Raw genomic sequence first — 15,400 nt, 5'->3', positions numbered from 1 at the left:
CGAAGGTCGCAGAAGGCGGAGAAGTACGCGTGGTTCGGGTCTCATGGTCATCCCTCGTGGTCCACGGCCGGATGGGTGGAGCGGGGTCGCCCCCGCGACGCCCGGCCCGTTCGTTCCGGGCCGGGCGTCGCGGGGGGATGGTGGACGGACGGGATCAGTCGTCGCCGGGTACGACGGTCGCCACGCCCGGCATGCCGACGGCGAGCCGGCTGATCTGCGCGTCGCTCAGCGCACCCTGGAAGGTCCACAGGTCCGACACGGTGCCCGGGAAGTACTCGCCCCAGGTGGTGGCACCGGTCTTGACGCGGCCGAGCTGGAGGTTCTGCGCGGCCTTGAACGTCACGACGTTCTCGGCGGACGAGTCGATGTCCGTGCAGCCCGTCACATCGGGTTCGCCGTTCTCGTCGGCGTCGGCGCAGGCGACGTCCTGGAGCTCGCCGTTGACGTAGAGCCGCAGGTCGCGGGCGAACCCGTCGTAGACGACCGCCAGATGGGTCCAGTCCCGGACGTTGTAGAACTGTCCGTTCTCCACCTGGGTGGCGGTGGCGGTGGAGCTGTCGGCGTCGGCGGTCTCGATGCGCCAGCGTCCGGGGTCGGCGCCCCCGGAGCCGGGCACGTACCGGACCGCGAAGGCGCTCTTGGTGGTGCCGGGCGCGCTGAGCAGGGTGACGTTCCCGGTGGGCTGGGCCGCGGCCTGGACGAAGCCGCTGACGGTGAAGCTGGCGCTGGTGTCGACGGTCGGGACGCCGGTCGCGGTGGCCGCGTAGTCGTCGATGCCGTCCAGCGTGAGACCGCCGTCCACCCAGCCGGAGCCGGTCGCGGCCCCGTTGTACAGGGTCATGCCCGCGCCGGTGGCGGAGGCGTCCGGGGTGACCTGCGGGCTGCCGGTGGCCGACTCGAACTTCCAGCGGGAGCCGACCAGCGGACGCTGCTTGAACAGCTGGCGCACCTCGTCGGCGGACACCGCCCGGTCGAACAGCCGGACGTCGTCCGTGTCGCCCTTGAGGGGGCTGCTCACGGCGCCGGCCGTGGTGAGCCCGCTGCCGATGGTGAGCGGCCCCTCGGAGGACCAGCGGGCGGTGTAGGCGGTGCTGGCCTGCAAGACGCCGTTGACGTACAGCAGGAGCTTGCCGGCGTCGGCGTCGTAGACGCCCACCACCTGGTTCCATTCGCCGAACCGGCCCGCCGCGCAGTTGGTGTTGGCCGCGCAGACGGTCTGGGTGGCGCGGACCAGGGCCGCGTCCGCGGTGTCGGCCTCCGGCCGGGTGAAGACCCAGCCGCCCAGTGCCGAGGAGTGGTAGAGCTCGAAGCTCCTTCGCACGGAGCCGAGTTGAGAGACCGCGATCATGGATCGGGCTTCTTTGTCCTTGGGCAGCCGTACCCAGGCCGAGACCGCGAAGCTCTGGAAGGTGTCCAGGACCGGGCGGCCGGTGGTGGCGTAGTCGTCCACGCCGTCGAACGTCAGGGCGTGTCCGTTGACCCCGGTGGTGCCGGCGGTGGCGCCGCCCTTGAGCACGGCGTCGGTGGCCTGGCCGCGGCCGGTCACGGCGGTGGCGGCGGGGTCGGTCTCGTCCAGCGGCCAGACCAGCTTGGCGGGACGGCCGGTGTCGACGGGCTGCTTCGCGGCGAGCTTGGTGACCTGGGCGTCGTTGAGCTGGTAGTCGAAGAGCTGGACCTCGTCGAGCGAGCCGGGGAAGAAGTCGGCGAGCGTGCCGTAGTGCTTGCCGGCGCCCAGGATGGTGCCGCCCCGGGCGTCCCAGGGGGTGGTGAACGCGGCGCTGCCGACGAGCTTGCCGCCGACGTACAGCCTGATCTGGTGGTTGGGGTTGTCGAAGACGCCGACCAGGTTGGTCCACTCGCTCAGGCGGGCCGTGGTGCACGCGGTGTCGCCGGTGGCGCAGGCGGGCTGGACGGCCCGGGAGGCCGTGCCGCCGGAGGAGGCGTCGTCGGCGTGCCGCAGGAAGACCCAGCCGCCCAGTGCCGAGGAGTAGTAGATCTCGAAGCCGCTGTGGTTCTGGCCGGGCTGGGACAGCGCGACGCTGGGGTGGCCGGGGTCGGCGCCGGGCAGCTTGGCCCACAGCGACACCGAGAAGCTCTTGCCGGTGTTGAGGACCGGGGAGTCGGTGGCGGCGTAGTCGTCGGTCCCGTTGAACGACAGGCCGGCTCCCGAGACGCCCGGCCCGCCGGGTGTGGCCCCGTGCAGGGTGGCCGGCCAGTCGCCGCCCGCCCCGGCCGCGGCGCTCGCCCCGGCGTTCTCGTCCATCTGCCAGGCCAGCCGCTCGGGTTGGCCGGAGCGGACCCGGAAGGTGTAGGTGGTCGGTTCGGAACCGTTGCCGGCCGCGTCGAAGGCCTGCGCAGTGATGAAGTTGACGCCCGGCTTCGTCGGCATGAACGAGATCGTCTTGACGCCGCCGCCCGAGGTGGTCAGCACGTTGGCACTGCTGGGCGCCGCGTTGACGCCGAACCAGTACTTGGTGACGTCGGTGGAGGTGGTGTCGACGGAGAAGGTGCCGTACCGTCCGACGCCGTCCCACCAGGGGTCGTCCGGGTTCTCGGGGTCGGACGCGCCGTACTGTGCGGAGCTGATGGTGGGTCCGACCGGCACGGAGGTGTCGTACATGAAGTGGCAGCCGTGGGAGCCGGTGTAGCTCCAGGCGGACCACTGGGCGCCGTCGTAGGAGTGGACGTGCCACTCGACGTGCTTGTTCTTGGGGATGCTGCTGGGCAGCGGGAGCGAGAAGTCGGAGCCGCTCTTCTTGCTGGTGGTCCTGGCCGAGGTCCAGCGGGCCTTCCAGCCGGCGCCGTCACCCGCGTCCCAGGACGCCTGGAACTGCACGGAGACGGCGTCCCCGTCGGGGTCCGTGACGTCGTTGGCGCGGATCGTCGCGGCGGAGCGGATGCGCACCATCTTGTCGGAGGCCACGCAGGGGCCGCCCGGGCTCATGGTGAGCTGGGAGAGGGTGATCTTGTTCGGTGCGCGGTTGTAGCGCACGCGCAGGTAGGCGTCGTCGGAGAACCGCTTCCAGGTGTAGCGGTCGCCCTCGTCGCTGGCGCGCATGCCGAGCGTGATGCTGGACCACTTCTTGGCGGCGGCGTCGGCGATGGCGTCCTTCACGTCGAACTCCGCGTCGGCGGCGGCGCAGCCGTCGGCGCCGTAGGCGAAGCTGACGGTCTTGAGCCGGTCGATCCAGAAGTCGGAGTTGTCCTGGCTGTTCCAGGTCGTGGACGAGGAGATGCCCTTCGTCCGCCAGAGCTGGACCTCGCGCTTCTGGCAGGAGGCCGCGTGGGTCTCCCGGACGACGAACTCCGCGGACAGGATGGACCGGCCGGCGAACTTCGTGGTCGGGATCTGGTAGAAGAGCCGCTTCACGTCGTAGGGGGCGCAGTAGTCCCAGCCGCAGTAGCCGAGGCCCGCGTCGGGGTCGCCGTTGAACTTCCACTGCGGGGAGCCCGCCCAGTACCGGGACACCATGGTCCAGGAGGTGGCCTTGGGCGAGTACCACTGCGGGTCGATGTAGACGGGATAGACGGTGTCGGAGCCGGTCAGCAGCGCCTTGTCGGGGGTGAGGACGAGGGCGTCCCCGCCGACGGCGACGTCGACGCCGACGCGCTCGACCCGGCCGGACTCGGCGGCGGTGGGCTCGTCCTCGGGACCGGCCGCCGGGGCGGTCGACTCGTCCGTGGCGGCGCTCACCGTCCGGGCGGCGGTGCGGGCGACGGCCGCCGTCACGGAGGATGCGGCCCCCGGCCGGGTCGTCGTCCGGGTCGTCGTCCGGACGCTCGCGGGGTCGGCGGAGGCGGTGGCCGGTGCGCCCTCGGCGACGGGGCTGGAGTCCCACATCACCGGGGTGGGCGCCTCGAAGACGACTCCGCCCGCGCCCTTGTCGACGGCCCTGAGGCCGCCGGTCGGCGTCTCGGACACAGCCATGCCGTCGGCGTTCAGCTTCAGCCGCAGCTCGGCGAGCGCGCTGCTGTGCGCGGCCTCGGCCGACTTCACGACGAGGAGCTGGGTGAAGCCGTCGGGGCGGGCCCCGAGGCGCAGGTCCACGTCCGGCAGGATGTCGGGGTAGACGGCCGTGTCGCCGTCCAGTCGCGGTGCGGGCACCGCGCCGGGCCAGGAGAGTTCGAGCGTGCGGCCCGCCCGCTCCAGGCGCACCAGCGGGTGTCCGGTGCCGCCGCCGGAGAACTCCAGGCCGACGGTGGCCGCCTTGGGCGCGATCATGCCGCCGTCGGCCTTGGCCAGCGCGGTGTCGATCGACTGCCAGCTGCCGTTGATCCGGGTCCGCACCGGGCGCAGGTACTCCCGCGCCTCCAGATGGCCGTCCGCGGCGGCGTACACATCACTGCTCTCCCCGCGCAGCGAGGCCACCTCGACGCTCTTGCCGGATCGTTTCGCTGCCGCGATGGCCTCCTCCTCGGAGGCCGCGGAAGCGACGCCGACGCCACTCGTCGTACCGCTTGTCGTACCGCTTGTCGTACCGCCCTGCGAGGCACCCGCCTTCGCGGCCGGCGCGCCGGTCTGCGGCCGGGCGGCCGCCGTGGGGACCGCTCCCAGCTGCAACAGCCCGGCCACCAGGGCGACCCCTAGGCCGAGTACCGCCCCACGGCCGGCTCTCGGCTTTTTTCTGCCACCACTCGACATCCGTTCACACTCCCCCGCTTTGGCATGATCAGCTCATAGCGCGCGCCAACGTACGATCGGATCATGGCCCGGGGGTGAAGCGTCAACAGCGGAATGGTTAATTCCGAGTAAGGGCGGGCGTCAGGGACGCAGTGCCCGCAGCAGCAGGTCGGCCAGGTGATCGGCGACTTCCTGGGGGCTCATCGGACCGTCCGGGCGATACCAGGTCGACAGGTGATGCACCGACCCGAAGTGGTAGTCCACGACCAGGTCGGCCGGGGTCGCGGTGGAGAAGACACCGGCCCGCTGCCCCTCCTCGACGAGCGCGCGGAAGCGTTCGTGATACCGCCGGCGCTCGGCACGGACCTGCTTGTTCTTCTCGGGGCTCAGGTGATGCATCGAGCGGAAGAAGATCATCGCGTCGTCGAGGTTCTCGATCGTCGTGACGACGACGTCCGCCGCCGCCCCCCGCAGCCGCTTCTCGATCGGCTCGTCGGCGTTCGCGAAGGCGTCGAGGCGCTCCTGCTGGACGCGCAGCACGCGCGCGTACACCTCCTGCAGCAGGTCGTCCTTGGAGCCGAAGTAGTGGTACAGCGCCCCCTTGGTGACGCCGGCCGCCTCCACGATCTCCTGCACCGAGGTGCGGTCGTAGCCCTGCTCGGCGAAGAGCCGGGTGGCGGCGGCAAGGAGCCGTTGCGGAACAGGAGCCTCCGCACCGTCCGTCGTCCTGGGCACTGCCGCCACCTGCCTTCCTCGATGCATCACTGACTTCGCGCTACTGACCGTCCTGCGCACGGGAACGCAGTTCCCGACGGAGGATCTTCCCACTCGCCGTCTTGGGCAGGTCGGGCAGGATCTCGACCTGGCGCGGATACTTGTAGGCCGCCAGTCTGTCCTTGCAGTAGGCGGCGAGCGTACCGGCATCCGCGTCGGCCCCCGGACGCAGGCTGATGTACGCCTTCACGGTCTCCCCGCGGTACCCGTCCGGCACCCCGACGACGGCCGCCTCGCGCACCGCCGGATGGGTGTACAGCACGTCCTCGACCTCGCGCGGCCACACCTTGAAGCCGGACGCGTTGATCATGTCCTTCTTGCGGTCGACGACGTACAGCCAGCCCTGCTCGTCCATGAACCCGATGTCACCGGTGCGCAGCTCACCGTCGGGAAAGGTCTCGGCGGTGGCCTCGGGCCGCCGCCAGTACCCGGGCACCACCTGCGGCCCCCGCACGACGATCTCCCCCTGCTCGCCGAAGGGCGCCTCCGCGCCCTGCTCGTCCACGATGCGTACGACGGTGTCGGGCCCGGGAAGACCGACGGCGAGGGTCCCCGACGCCGGATCGACCGGTGCCTCCAGCTGCGGCGGGACGGTGGCGCAGGGTGCCGTGCACTCGGTGAGCCCGTAGCCGTTGCGGATGTACGGCCCGAAGCCGGCCCGGAACTTCTCCACCAGGGCCGGCGGCACCGGCGCGCCGCCCGAGGAGATGTTCACGAACGAGGAGAAGTGCTCCCGGGTGGCGGCCGGATGGGCGGCCAGCGCCATAAAGGCGGTGGACGGGCCGACCGTGTAGTGCGGCCGGTGCTCGGTGAACGCCTCCAGCACCACGCCCGCCTCGAAGCGGTACGTCAGCACGAGCGTGCCCGCGCTGTTCAGACAGGCGCCGAGCTGACACACCATGCCCGTGATGTGGAACAGCGGTGCGAGCGCGTAGTACACGGGCGCCTCGGGCAGGGGCAGCCCGGTGCGCTGCCGCTCGGCGTTGAACATGATGTTGCCGTGCGTGTTGGTGGCGCCCTTGGGCGTCCCGCTGGTGCCCGAGGTGTAGCTGATCAGGGCGATGTCGGCGGGGGCGGCCGCACGGGACTCGGGGGCCTTGTGCCCCGCGCGGGCGACGGCCGTCAGATCGTCGGCGTCGGCGGCCTGCGGCAGCCGCTCGAACGTCAGCACGCGCGCGTCGCCCCGCGTCTGGAAGTCCAGCTCGCAGCCGGTGAGCACGATCCGCACCGGCGAGCCGGCGACCGTCTCCCGCAGATACGACTCCCAGGCCCGGTCGGAGCAGATCAGCGCGGCCACCTCGCCGTCCCGCAGCACGTGCGCGACCTCGCCCGACTTGTACATCGGATTGACGGGCACCACCGTCGCGCCCGCCTTCCAGGCGCCCAGCAGGGCGAGGACGAAGTGCGGGGAGTTCTGCAGCAGGACGGCGACCCGGTCGCCGCGCCGCAGCCCGCGGGCGGCGAGGTGACCGGCGACGGAGTCACTGAGCTCGTCCACCTCGCGGTAGCTGAGCCGGCCGTCGAAGTAGGCGAGGCAGGTGCGGTCGGGGGCCTCGGCGACGGACCTGCCGAAGGCGTGCACGAGGGAGTCGGCCGGGTCGATCGGGGCGCGCTGGGCGTCGTCGAGGAGGGCCAGCCAGGGCTTGGCCGCGTAACGGGAGGCGGGCGTGGTCACTCGGCGGCCTCCCACTTCTGCTGGAGGTGGTTCATGTTGGTCAGCCAGCGGTCGGGGTCGCCGGCCCGCACCTGGTAGTACCCGGCGACCTCCGGGTGCGGCAGGATCAGGAAACGGTCCTCGGCGATCCCCTTGAACAGGGCGTCCGCGACGTCCTCCGGCTCGATCGCGGTCGGCTTGAGCACCAGGTCGCCCGCGCTGCCGGTGGCGTCCAGCATGTCGGTGCGCACACCCTGGGGACAGATCGCGTGGACGCTGATCCCCCGGTGCCGGTAGGTCAGCGACAGCCACTCGGCGAACGCGTACGCGCCGTGCTTGGTGACGCTGTAGGGGGCCGCGCCGATCATGGTGAGCAGCCCGGCCGCCGAGACGGTGGAGACGAACCGGCCCCGGCCGCGCTCCAGCCACTCGGGCAGCAGCGCGTGGGCCGCCCGGACATGAGCCATGACGTTGACGTCCCAGGCCAGCGCCCACACGGCCGCGTCGGCCGCCTCCGAGCCGCCCGAGGCGACCCCGGCGTTGGCGCAGTACACGTCGACGGTGCCGCCGAGCGCCTCCCGGGCCTGCTCCACGATGCCGGCGGCGTCACCGGGGACCGCGATCCCGCCGATCTCGTCGGCGACGGCCTGCGCCCGCCCGGCGTCCAGGTCGTTGACGACGACCCGGGCCCCCTCGGCGGCGAAGCGGCGGGCCAGCGCGGCCCCGATCCCGCCCCCCGCTCCGGTCACGACGACCCCGGCATCCTGCACGGCTTCCACCATCGGTCTCCTTCGACACGAAGCGAATCGGCTCAAGCGCCAGACTAACCGGTCGGTATGTGTCGGGAAAGGGTCGGCTGCGTGACGTATGGCCAATCGCGCCTCTTAGCAGGACGATGCGCGCACTCGGCGCACCGCTTCGGGGGACGAGGGGGCCTGTCATGGCGGATCCTGCGATGAGCGTGACTCCATACTGGGAGCTGACCTTCGACGCCGACGGGGACGTCGACGGCGGCCGGCGGGACCGGCTGCTGAGCGAGGTGAACCGGCGCGGCGTCCATGACCTGATCGTCTTCTCGCACGGCTGGAACAGCGACCGTTCCGGCGCGCGTCGGCTCTACAGCAGCTTCTTCGCCCCGATCCCCGCGCTCGCCCCGGCCGCGAAGATCGGTTACGTGGGCGTCGTATGGCCGTCGATGCGGTTCTCGGACGAGCCGATCCCCGACTTCCCGCGGTCCGTGGCGGCCGGCCCGGCGCACTGCCCGGCGCTGGACGAGGACACCCGCCACGCCCTCCTGGAGACCTTCCCGGGCCGGGCCACGGTGGTCGACCGGATCGCGCGGATGCTGGAGCAGCGGCCGCCCGAGGAGGCCGAGCTGGAGGAGTTCGGGCGGCTGGTGCGACTGCTGGTGGACGTGATGCCGCCGGGACCGCAGGCACTGTGCGCGGCGGACACCCTGGCGGAGGGGGTGCCGCAGGACGAGCCGGAGATGTTCACCGGCTCCACGGCGGCGGCCTGCGAGGAGTTCGCGCGGGCCCTGGCCGGGCTCGAATCCCCGTGTGGTGCCGAGGAGTTCAGCCTGCCCAACCCGTGGGACGGGGCGCACGAGCTGCTGCGTCAGGCGACGTACTACGCGATGAAGCGGCGCGCGGGGACGGTGGGCGAACGGGGACTCGGGCCGCTCGTCGGCCGACTGGCGAGCGTGGCGCCCGGCGTCCGTGTGCACCTGGTGGGACACAGCTTCGGCGGGCGGCTGGTGTCGTTCGCGCTGCGTGGACTGCCCGAGGGGGTGCGCACGGTGAAGTCGGTGACGCTGCTCCAGGGTGCCTTCTCGCACTACGCCTTCGCGACCAGGCTGCCGCACGACGCGCGCGCGGGAGGGGTGCTCCAGGGCCGGCAGGACCGCATCGACGGCCCTCTGGTGTGCTGCTACTCCTCCTTCGACACGGCGCTGGGCACGATGTACCCGCTGGCCTCCCGGATGGCGGGCGACGAGCGAGGGGCAGTCGAGGAGTTCGGCATCGGGGCGGCGCTCGGCGCCAAATGGGGCGCGATGGGACACGACGGGGTGCAGGCGGTGCCGGGCACCCGCGCGTGCACACTCGCCGAGGCGCTGGCCGCTTCCCTGCCGGCGTCGGGCTGCGTGAACGTGGACGCGGCGGCCGTGGTCCGGCGCGGCGGAGCGCCGTCCGGGGCGCACAGCGACATCGTGCACCCCGAACTGGCGCGGTTGGTGCTGGCGGCGGGCCGGATCCGTTAGGACGCGCCCCGCCGCCGCTCATGGCCTACCGGTGTGAGGTGAACTCCACCACCTGCTGGAAGGTGGGCCGGTTCTGCCAGCTGATGTTGCCGTGCTTGATGCCTCCCAGGGTGCGCTGGACGATCGAGTCGGCGCACCACTGGTTGCCCGCCGCGCACAGGGTGTCGCCGGGGTAGACCTGGGCCGTGGTCTTGCCGGCCGCCGTCTTCAGGGTGCTGATCAGGACGTCCCGGCAGCCGCTGAGGGTGCCGCCGCCGCAGTACTTCTGCGTCAGCCCGCCCTGCACGCTCTCCCCGAGCACGGCCCGGATGTCCTTGTCGACATAGCTCCACCAGCCGTACTGGAAGGAGCTTCCGGCGTGCGCCCCGGTCGGGCCGTGGGCGGCCGACGGGGCCTCGTCGACGGGCAGGTTGGCCGTGAACGCCGTGTACAGGCCGGTGCCGAGACCGGGTTCGAACTCGGCCTTGACCAGCAGCGGCCACCAGGCGTCCAGGATGCGGATCGCGTCGGCGTCGGCGTACGTCTTCGAACCGGCCGCGGTCTCCGTGCGCTTGCCGCCCGCCCTCAGCCAGGTCTGCAGCTTGGTCACCGCGGCCGCGGCCGTGGTGTCGGTGACCGTGGAGCTGTTGATCACCTTCAGCAGGTCGGGCAGGACGTCCTCGGCGCGCAGATCGGCGAGCGCCGCGTCCGCCATCGCCTTCGTCAGCGAGGCACGCGTGACGCCGCCGGCCGCGACCAGCTTCTTCACCCGGTCCTCCAGCAGGTTGCCGCGGTGCACGGACCCGTCGCCCCAGGAGGCCGTCGCGTAGTCCTTGGCCTGCTTGTTGTTCCAGGAGATGTAGTAGTCCTGGTCGATGGAGTTGGGGTGTGCCGAGGCCGGGGTGTACTCGGCCGTGTTGGTGGCCGGCACCCAGTTCTTCCACTCGTAGGCCGCCTGCGCCCACACCGGGAACTCGGCGTCGACGCCGCTCGCGCGCACCGGGTTGTTGCCGCTGTTGTAGTAGGCGGTGTGCGTGGAGTCGGCGTAGAACCAGTTGAAGGTGTAGTTGATGTGCTGCACCGCGCTCTGGAAGTCCTGCGGGCTCTTGACGTAGTCCGGGTCGTTCAGCATCTGGAAGCCGATGATCGAGTCGGCCTCGTGCAGATACGACGAGCGCAGGGTGGTGTAGGCGACCTTCTTGCCGCCCACGGTGGCCCGGTACTGCACGGGCCCGTACTTGGTGCGGTAGACGCGCATCGTGTACGAACCGGCGGCGGTGCCGTCGGCGGTGGTCGGCTTCCAGGCGTTCTTCTGTTCGACGACGTCCATGGCCGTGCAGACGCCGTGGTACAGGTAGTGGTAGTCGTCCTGGCACAGTTCGACCGCGTAGGTGTCGATGATGTCCTGGCCGGAGGTCGTGGCGCTCCACGCGTAGTCCTGGCCGCGGCCGAGTTCGACGTACATGCTCAGACCCGCGAACGAGGCGCCGCGAGCGCTGATGCCGGGCCCCTGGATCTCCTGCAGCATGAGCAGCTGCGGGGCGAAGTAGCCGGTCTGCGGCCCGAAGACGGCGATGGGGTGACCACTGGCCGTGGCCTTCCCGCTCACCACGAGGGCGTTGGACATGCCCCGCCGGGCCGAGCTGAGGGCGGTCGCGGTCGCCTTGGCGGAGGCGGCGGTGGCGCTCGCGGCGGCCCCCGTCCCCGTCGCGTCGTAGATCAGCGGTTCCGCGGTCACCGACCCGGCGTCGGGCAGCGCCTCGCCCTGCGGGCTCGCGGGCTTGCCGGCGTACGGGAAGCTCTCGCCGTTGTGGACGGTGAGGACGGCCTCGGGGTCGTTGCGCTCGCGGAACGCCTCCCAGACCTGGGTGCCCTGCGCCACGCCGTACTTGTCCTGCGCGGCGAGCAGCGAGATCGCGTTGTTGACCTCGCCACCGCCGCCGGAGCCGAAGAGCGAGCCGATGACCGAGGCCAGCGCCACCAGATCGGTGATCTTGAAGTGATCTATGGTGCCGGCGTTGGTGATTGAGTCCTTGTGGCCGGTCAGAACGTATTCACCGGGGAAGTAGCGGCCGCTGTCGGAGGCGTCGATATAGGCGTTGACGCCGGCCAGGTACGCGTTGGCGTCGTCGAGAGCCTGTCGGCCGCGGGCGCCGTTGGTGGCGATGGCGTTGTCTATCTGGGCCTGGAGGTCTGCCTCGGTGTACGGAGCGTCGCGCCAGAACTGCTGTTCCAGACCCTGGTTGGAGGGGGCTCCGCCCGCGAAGTTGGTGACCTGTCCGCGGCCGACGTGCCGGAAGACGTCCATGAGCCACAGCCGGTCCTGGGCCGCCGCATACCCGGCGCCGAACTCGGTGCCGTATCTGGTGGTACCGGTGATGTGCGGTACGCCCGTCTTCTTGTCGCGGACGATCGTCACGTCACTGCGGCCGGCGGGGCTCAGGGTGGAGGCGACTTGATCGGAAGGGACGCCGAACGACGCGTCGTTGAAGAACGTGTTGATCGTGGCGTTGGTGAGCGTCGGGTAGCCCTTGGCCAGGTTGGCGTACGGGCCGAGTTGGTCCTCGGCGTGGTCGGGCTGGGTTCCGAAGGCCTGGTTGAGCAGGACCTGGGCGAGGGTGGCGTTGCCGTTCTCGCCGGGCGGCAGGATGTCGGAACACTGTCCGCCGCAGTAGTCGCCCGCGGCCGTGGCCTCGGCGGCGACCGCGACTTGGGAAAGCGGGGACAAAAGACCGGCAATCAGCGCGCATACGGAAGCGGTCTTCAGGAACCCGGGGAATCTGCCGGGAGTTCTCAGTCTGTCGAGAGTGGTACGGGGGGTTCGCCGTGGCATCGGCTGCTCCTAGCGACGGGGGTGGGCGGAAGGTTACCGCCGGTATCCCCGGGATTGAAGATGAACATGCGTCACTTTTCAGAGTCGCCACCGCGGACCGGGAGGTCGCCGGAAATCGGATGGAGCCGAATCGCGTGTCGATACGTCTATTCGACGACGTCCGTACGACGACGCCGAAGTGACCGAAGTACAGGTGCAGATGTGACGGAGGTGCAAGGCGATGGCCGGTTTCCGGAGTCTGGCGAGACAGGTGCGAGACCCCCGCTGCGATCTGGCGCTGCGGCGGTACTCCCTGCGCAAGTGCCTTGAGCGGTTCGCCCCCTACGGGCACCGGGCGACCTGGGACCACCTGTCCTCGCGGGCCGGGTTCGGACCCGAGGACCGCTCCCCCGACCCGGCGCGGCTCGTGGCCGCGTTGGACGAGTTGGAGGAGGCGCGGGCCGTATGGCTGGCCTACGAGGTCGAGTTCGCCGAGCGCCGCAAGAAGGAAAAGCACGACGGGCTGCGCAGGCCCGGCAGTGTGGACGACTGGCACCGGCTGACCTGGGGCGGTTTCGGTGTCGCCTGGTGCGACGACCCGCGGCTGCACCCCCGTGAGCCGCTGGCCGAGGTACTGCGCAGGCTGATCGCCGCACTGGAGCGGGCCCCGGGCTCGGGCTGCCCGGTGTGCGGCGGCGAGCGCCTGCCGTGGAAGTACGACCTGGATCACGAACCGTCGGCGGGTCCGGTCTGCGCGGACTGCGGAATTCTCGTCCCGCGCCCCGTACTCACGGCCGAGGCCCTGGCGTACGCCAGGCGTGGACGCCTGCTGGTGTCGGCCTGACACCGGCCTGAGCTCTGCCCAAGGACGGCCGGCACGGCCGCCCTGAGAGTACGGCGGGGGTGCGCCGGGGATGCCGCACCCCCTGTTTCGCCGGGAAGTCGAGCCGGAAACACCACCGGCGGCACATCGGGCCGCTCCACGGCGACACCGAGTACGAGTAAGAAAGCACCACGACGCACCCGCGGCCGCCGACGCCCGGGAGCGGGTCGCGGTGGTGCGGCGCAGCCCGTCGCTTAGCCCGTCACAGCCGACTCCCCCTGTGAAACAGGAAGCCGTATGCCCAACACGCGACGGGCTCGCCGCACCACCGCGACCCCGACCCACCCACGCGCCCCGAGGCGCTCTCAGCACTCCCGACAGGCGCGCTCACTCTCAGGCTTCCGCTCCACCAACAGCCGTGACCCGGAGGCCCGTTCGCCGAACACGTCGTCCGGGTTGGACAGCACACACGTGGCGAGGGACAGACACCCGCAGCCGATGCAGTCCGTGAGGTGATCGCGAAGCCGGTTGAGCTGCTTGATGCGCTCGTCCAGTTCCGCACGCCAAGCCTGCGACAGACGGGCCCAGTCCTCCCGGGTCGGCGTGCGCTCCTCGGGAAGTTCGGCGAGCGCCGCACGAATGGTGGCCAGGGGAATCCCGACCCGTTGCGCCGCCCGCACGAAGGCAACCCGCCGCAGCGTGTCCCGGTGGTATCGCCGTTGGTTGCCGGCCGTGCGCCGACTGCTGATCAGGCCTTTGGACTCATAGAAGTGCAGGGCGGAAACGGCGGCGCCGCTGCGCGCGGCGAGCTGGCCGACCGTGAGCTCATGGATCTTCTCGGGAATCTGCGGCACCCCTCGAACCCTACCGGCCACGTCGGCTAGCATGCTAAGCAGTCGCTTAGCACGGAGCATGACGTCACGCGAGAGGGCCGAGACACATGGCAGAGCCGAGGATCTTCACATCCGCCGAGGAACTGAAGGCGGCGGTGGGCGAGCAGCTGGGACACACCGACTGGCTGGAGGTCGACCAGAAGCGGATCGACCTGTTCGCGGAGGCCACCGGCGACCACCAGTGGATCCACGTCGACCCGGAGAAGGCCGCCGCCGGCCCTTTCGGGACGACCATCGCGCACGGCTACCTCACCCTCTCCCTGCTGCCGCTCTTCGGCCCCCAGCTGATCAAGGTCGAGGGCGTGAAGATGGGCGTCAACTACGGGACGAACAAGGTGCGCTTCCCGTCCCCCGTCCCCGTGGGCTCGCGCCTGCGCGCCACCGCGACGATCACCGGCGCGGACGACGTACCGGGCGGCGTCCAGGTCACCGTCGCCTTCACGGTGGAACGCGAGGGCGGGGACAAGCCGGCATGCGTGGCGGAGTCCGTGTCCCGCTACTACCTGTAGCAGGCCCCCGCCACTACCTGTAATAAGCCTCCGGCGCGGACACGCTCACTTCGCCGCACCCACCATCCGCAGCACGAGGTCGGCGTACAACGCGCCGACCTCGTCAGGCGTACGGGATCCGTTGACGTTGAACCAACGGGCCACATCAATGCACAGGGACAGCACCGCCAGCGTCGTCCCCCGCACGTCCGGCACGTCGAACTCGCCGCTCGCCACGCCGTCCTCGATGATCCCGCGCACCTCGGCGTCGACCTGGCGGCGCAGGTCGAGGATCTCCGCGCGGGCCTCAGCACCGAGCGCGTCCAGTTCGTACTGGACGACCCGCGCCGTGGTGCGCCGCCCGGCGTGCCAGCGGACGAAGGAGCTCACGGCGTCCGCGAGCCGCCGGGTGGCATCGCCCTCGCCGGCGGCCGCCGTGCGCAGGATGTCCAACGCCCGGTCGTGACCGATCCGGCTGATGCGGTGCAGCAGCTCTTCCTTGGTCTTGTAGTGGATGTAGAGGGCGGCCGGGCTCATCCCCGCGCGGCCCGCGATGTCACGGGTCGTCGTCGCGTGGTAGCCGCGCTCGGCGAAGGCCTCCACGGCGGCGACGAGCAGCCGCCGGGCCGCGTCAGGGGTGACCTCTTCCCACGGCTCGACCTCGCCGCCGGTCGTCTCCTCCGCCGTACTCATCGCTGACCCGCCCCTCTCGCTACAGGAGCTCCACCATACCGCCGAAGCTGAGCGCTCGCTTAGCGCGGCCGCTCAGCACGCCCGCTCAGAGCATCGCGAAAGGTCAGAGCGTCTCGAAGGGTCAGAGCTTCTCGAAGGGGCTGTACACCCGGCCCGCCGCGTCCTGCTTGTCCCTGATCACCTTGGCCAGCGTGAACGCGGACGTGACGAGGTACAGGACGGCGATCGCGAGAAAGCCCCGCACCCAGGCGTCGGCGTTCAGCTTGAAGATGCCGATGGCGGTGGCCGCCATGGCGACGGCGAAGGACGCGACCGCCTGGCCGTAGAAGGCGGCGGTGCTCTGCTTGACGGGTGTCTCACTCATGGGGGAAGCCTCGCCGGACAAGGCCGCCCCCACCATCCG

Annotated in this window: 11 protein-coding genes; 3 read left to right on the top strand and 8 right to left on the bottom strand. The window is 71.0% G+C overall.

Annotation, left to right across the window (positions count from 1 at the left end):
- Positions 1-154 precede the first annotated feature (154 nt).
- From B5557_RS35400 to B5557_RS35385, 4 genes are all read right to left on the bottom strand, one after another.
- Positions 155-4,564 carry a LamG domain-containing protein gene (locus tag B5557_RS35400; RefSeq protein ID WP_079665176.1) on the bottom strand — a complete coding sequence of 1,470 codons (4,410 nt, stop codon included), beginning with the start codon at positions 4,562-4,564 and terminating at the stop codon, positions 155-157.
- A gap of 198 nt (positions 4,565-4,762) precedes the next feature.
- Positions 4,763-5,356: a TetR/AcrR family transcriptional regulator gene (locus tag B5557_RS35395; RefSeq protein WP_079665175.1), complete on the bottom strand. Its 594-nt coding sequence runs from the start codon at positions 5,354-5,356 to the stop codon at positions 4,763-4,765.
- 40 nt (positions 5,357-5,396) lie between these two features.
- The gene (locus B5557_RS35390; protein WP_079663300.1) at positions 5,397-7,070 is read right to left on the bottom strand and encodes a class I adenylate-forming enzyme family protein; all 1,674 of its coding nucleotides are present in this window, start codon (positions 7,068-7,070) and stop codon (positions 5,397-5,399) included.
- A complete protein-coding gene (locus tag B5557_RS35385) occupies positions 7,067-7,831 on the bottom strand; it encodes an SDR family oxidoreductase (RefSeq protein WP_079663299.1) in 765 nt (254 codons plus the stop codon). The genes B5557_RS35390 and B5557_RS35385 overlap by 4 nt, the downstream gene beginning before the upstream one ends.
- Before the next feature lie 158 nt (positions 7,832-7,989).
- On the opposite strand from B5557_RS35385, the gene B5557_RS35380 reads away from it, so the two are divergent.
- Positions 7,990-9,309: a serine-threonine protein kinase gene (locus tag B5557_RS35380; protein WP_079663298.1), complete on the top strand. Its 1,320-nt coding sequence runs from the start codon at positions 7,990-7,992 to the stop codon at positions 9,307-9,309.
- A gap of 25 nt (positions 9,310-9,334) precedes the next feature.
- Here B5557_RS35380 and B5557_RS35375 read toward each other — a convergent pair whose 3' ends face one another.
- Positions 9,335-12,121, bottom strand: coding sequence for a penicillin acylase family protein (locus B5557_RS35375; protein ID WP_079663297.1), 2,787 nt, complete (start codon positions 12,119-12,121; stop codon positions 9,335-9,337).
- A gap of 220 nt (positions 12,122-12,341) precedes the next feature.
- On the opposite strand from B5557_RS35375, the gene B5557_RS35370 reads away from it, so the two are divergent.
- Entirely contained in the window at positions 12,342-12,944 is a 603-nt protein-coding gene (locus B5557_RS35370; protein ID WP_079663296.1) for a hypothetical protein, read from the top strand.
- Between the two features lie 344 nt (positions 12,945-13,288).
- Here the strand turns inward: B5557_RS35370 and soxR are convergent, their stop codons facing one another.
- Complete coding sequence (soxR, locus tag B5557_RS35365) at positions 13,289-13,777, bottom strand: redox-sensitive transcriptional activator SoxR (protein ID WP_079663295.1); 489 nt, start codon at positions 13,775-13,777, stop codon at positions 13,289-13,291.
- A gap of 86 nt (positions 13,778-13,863) precedes the next feature.
- On the opposite strand from soxR, the gene B5557_RS35360 reads away from it, so the two are divergent.
- Positions 13,864-14,325 (top strand): MaoC family dehydratase, encoded by a 462-nt coding sequence (locus B5557_RS35360; RefSeq protein ID WP_079663294.1) that lies wholly within the window; start codon positions 13,864-13,866, stop codon positions 14,323-14,325.
- Between the two features lie 45 nt (positions 14,326-14,370).
- On the opposite strand, the gene B5557_RS35355 is transcribed toward B5557_RS35360, so the two are convergent.
- Positions 14,371-14,997, bottom strand: coding sequence for a TetR/AcrR family transcriptional regulator (locus tag B5557_RS35355; protein ID WP_079663293.1), 627 nt, complete (start codon positions 14,995-14,997; stop codon positions 14,371-14,373).
- Positions 14,998-15,118: 121 nt separating this feature from the next.
- On the bottom strand, positions 15,119-15,361 hold the full coding sequence (locus B5557_RS35350; RefSeq protein WP_079663292.1) for a YiaA/YiaB family inner membrane protein: 243 nt from the start codon (positions 15,359-15,361) through the stop codon (positions 15,119-15,121).
- Positions 15,362-15,400 lie beyond the last annotated feature (39 nt).

This window comes from Streptomyces sp. 3214.6, from assembly GCF_900129855.1.
GTDB classification, from domain to species: Bacteria; Actinomycetota; Actinomycetes; order Streptomycetales; family Streptomycetaceae; genus Streptomyces; species Streptomyces soliscabiei.
This window is presented reverse-complemented; position numbering and strand designations above follow the sequence as displayed.

Excerpts from the sequence above, each read along its gene's own strand:
- B5557_RS35385 (WP_079663299.1), bottom strand. The coding sequence starts at position 7,831 with ATGGTGGAAGCCGTGCAGGATGCCGGGGTCGTCGTGACCGGAGCGGGG.
- B5557_RS35380 (WP_079663298.1), top strand. The coding sequence starts at position 7,990 with ATGGCGGATCCTGCGATGAGCGTGACTCCATACTGGGAGCTGACCTTC.
- B5557_RS35375 (WP_079663297.1), bottom strand. The coding sequence starts at position 12,121 with ATGCCACGGCGAACCCCCCGTACCACTCTCGACAGACTGAGAACTCCC.
- B5557_RS35355 (WP_079663293.1), bottom strand. The coding sequence starts at position 14,997 with ATGAGTACGGCGGAGGAGACGACCGGCGGCGAGGTCGAGCCGTGGGAA.
- B5557_RS35360 (WP_079663294.1), top strand. The coding sequence starts at position 13,864 with ATGGCAGAGCCGAGGATCTTCACATCCGCCGAGGAACTGAAGGCGGCG.
- B5557_RS35350 (WP_079663292.1), bottom strand. The coding sequence starts at position 15,361 with ATGAGTGAGACACCCGTCAAGCAGAGCACCGCCGCCTTCTACGGCCAG.
- B5557_RS35370 (WP_079663296.1), top strand. The coding sequence starts at position 12,342 with ATGGCCGGTTTCCGGAGTCTGGCGAGACAGGTGCGAGACCCCCGCTGC.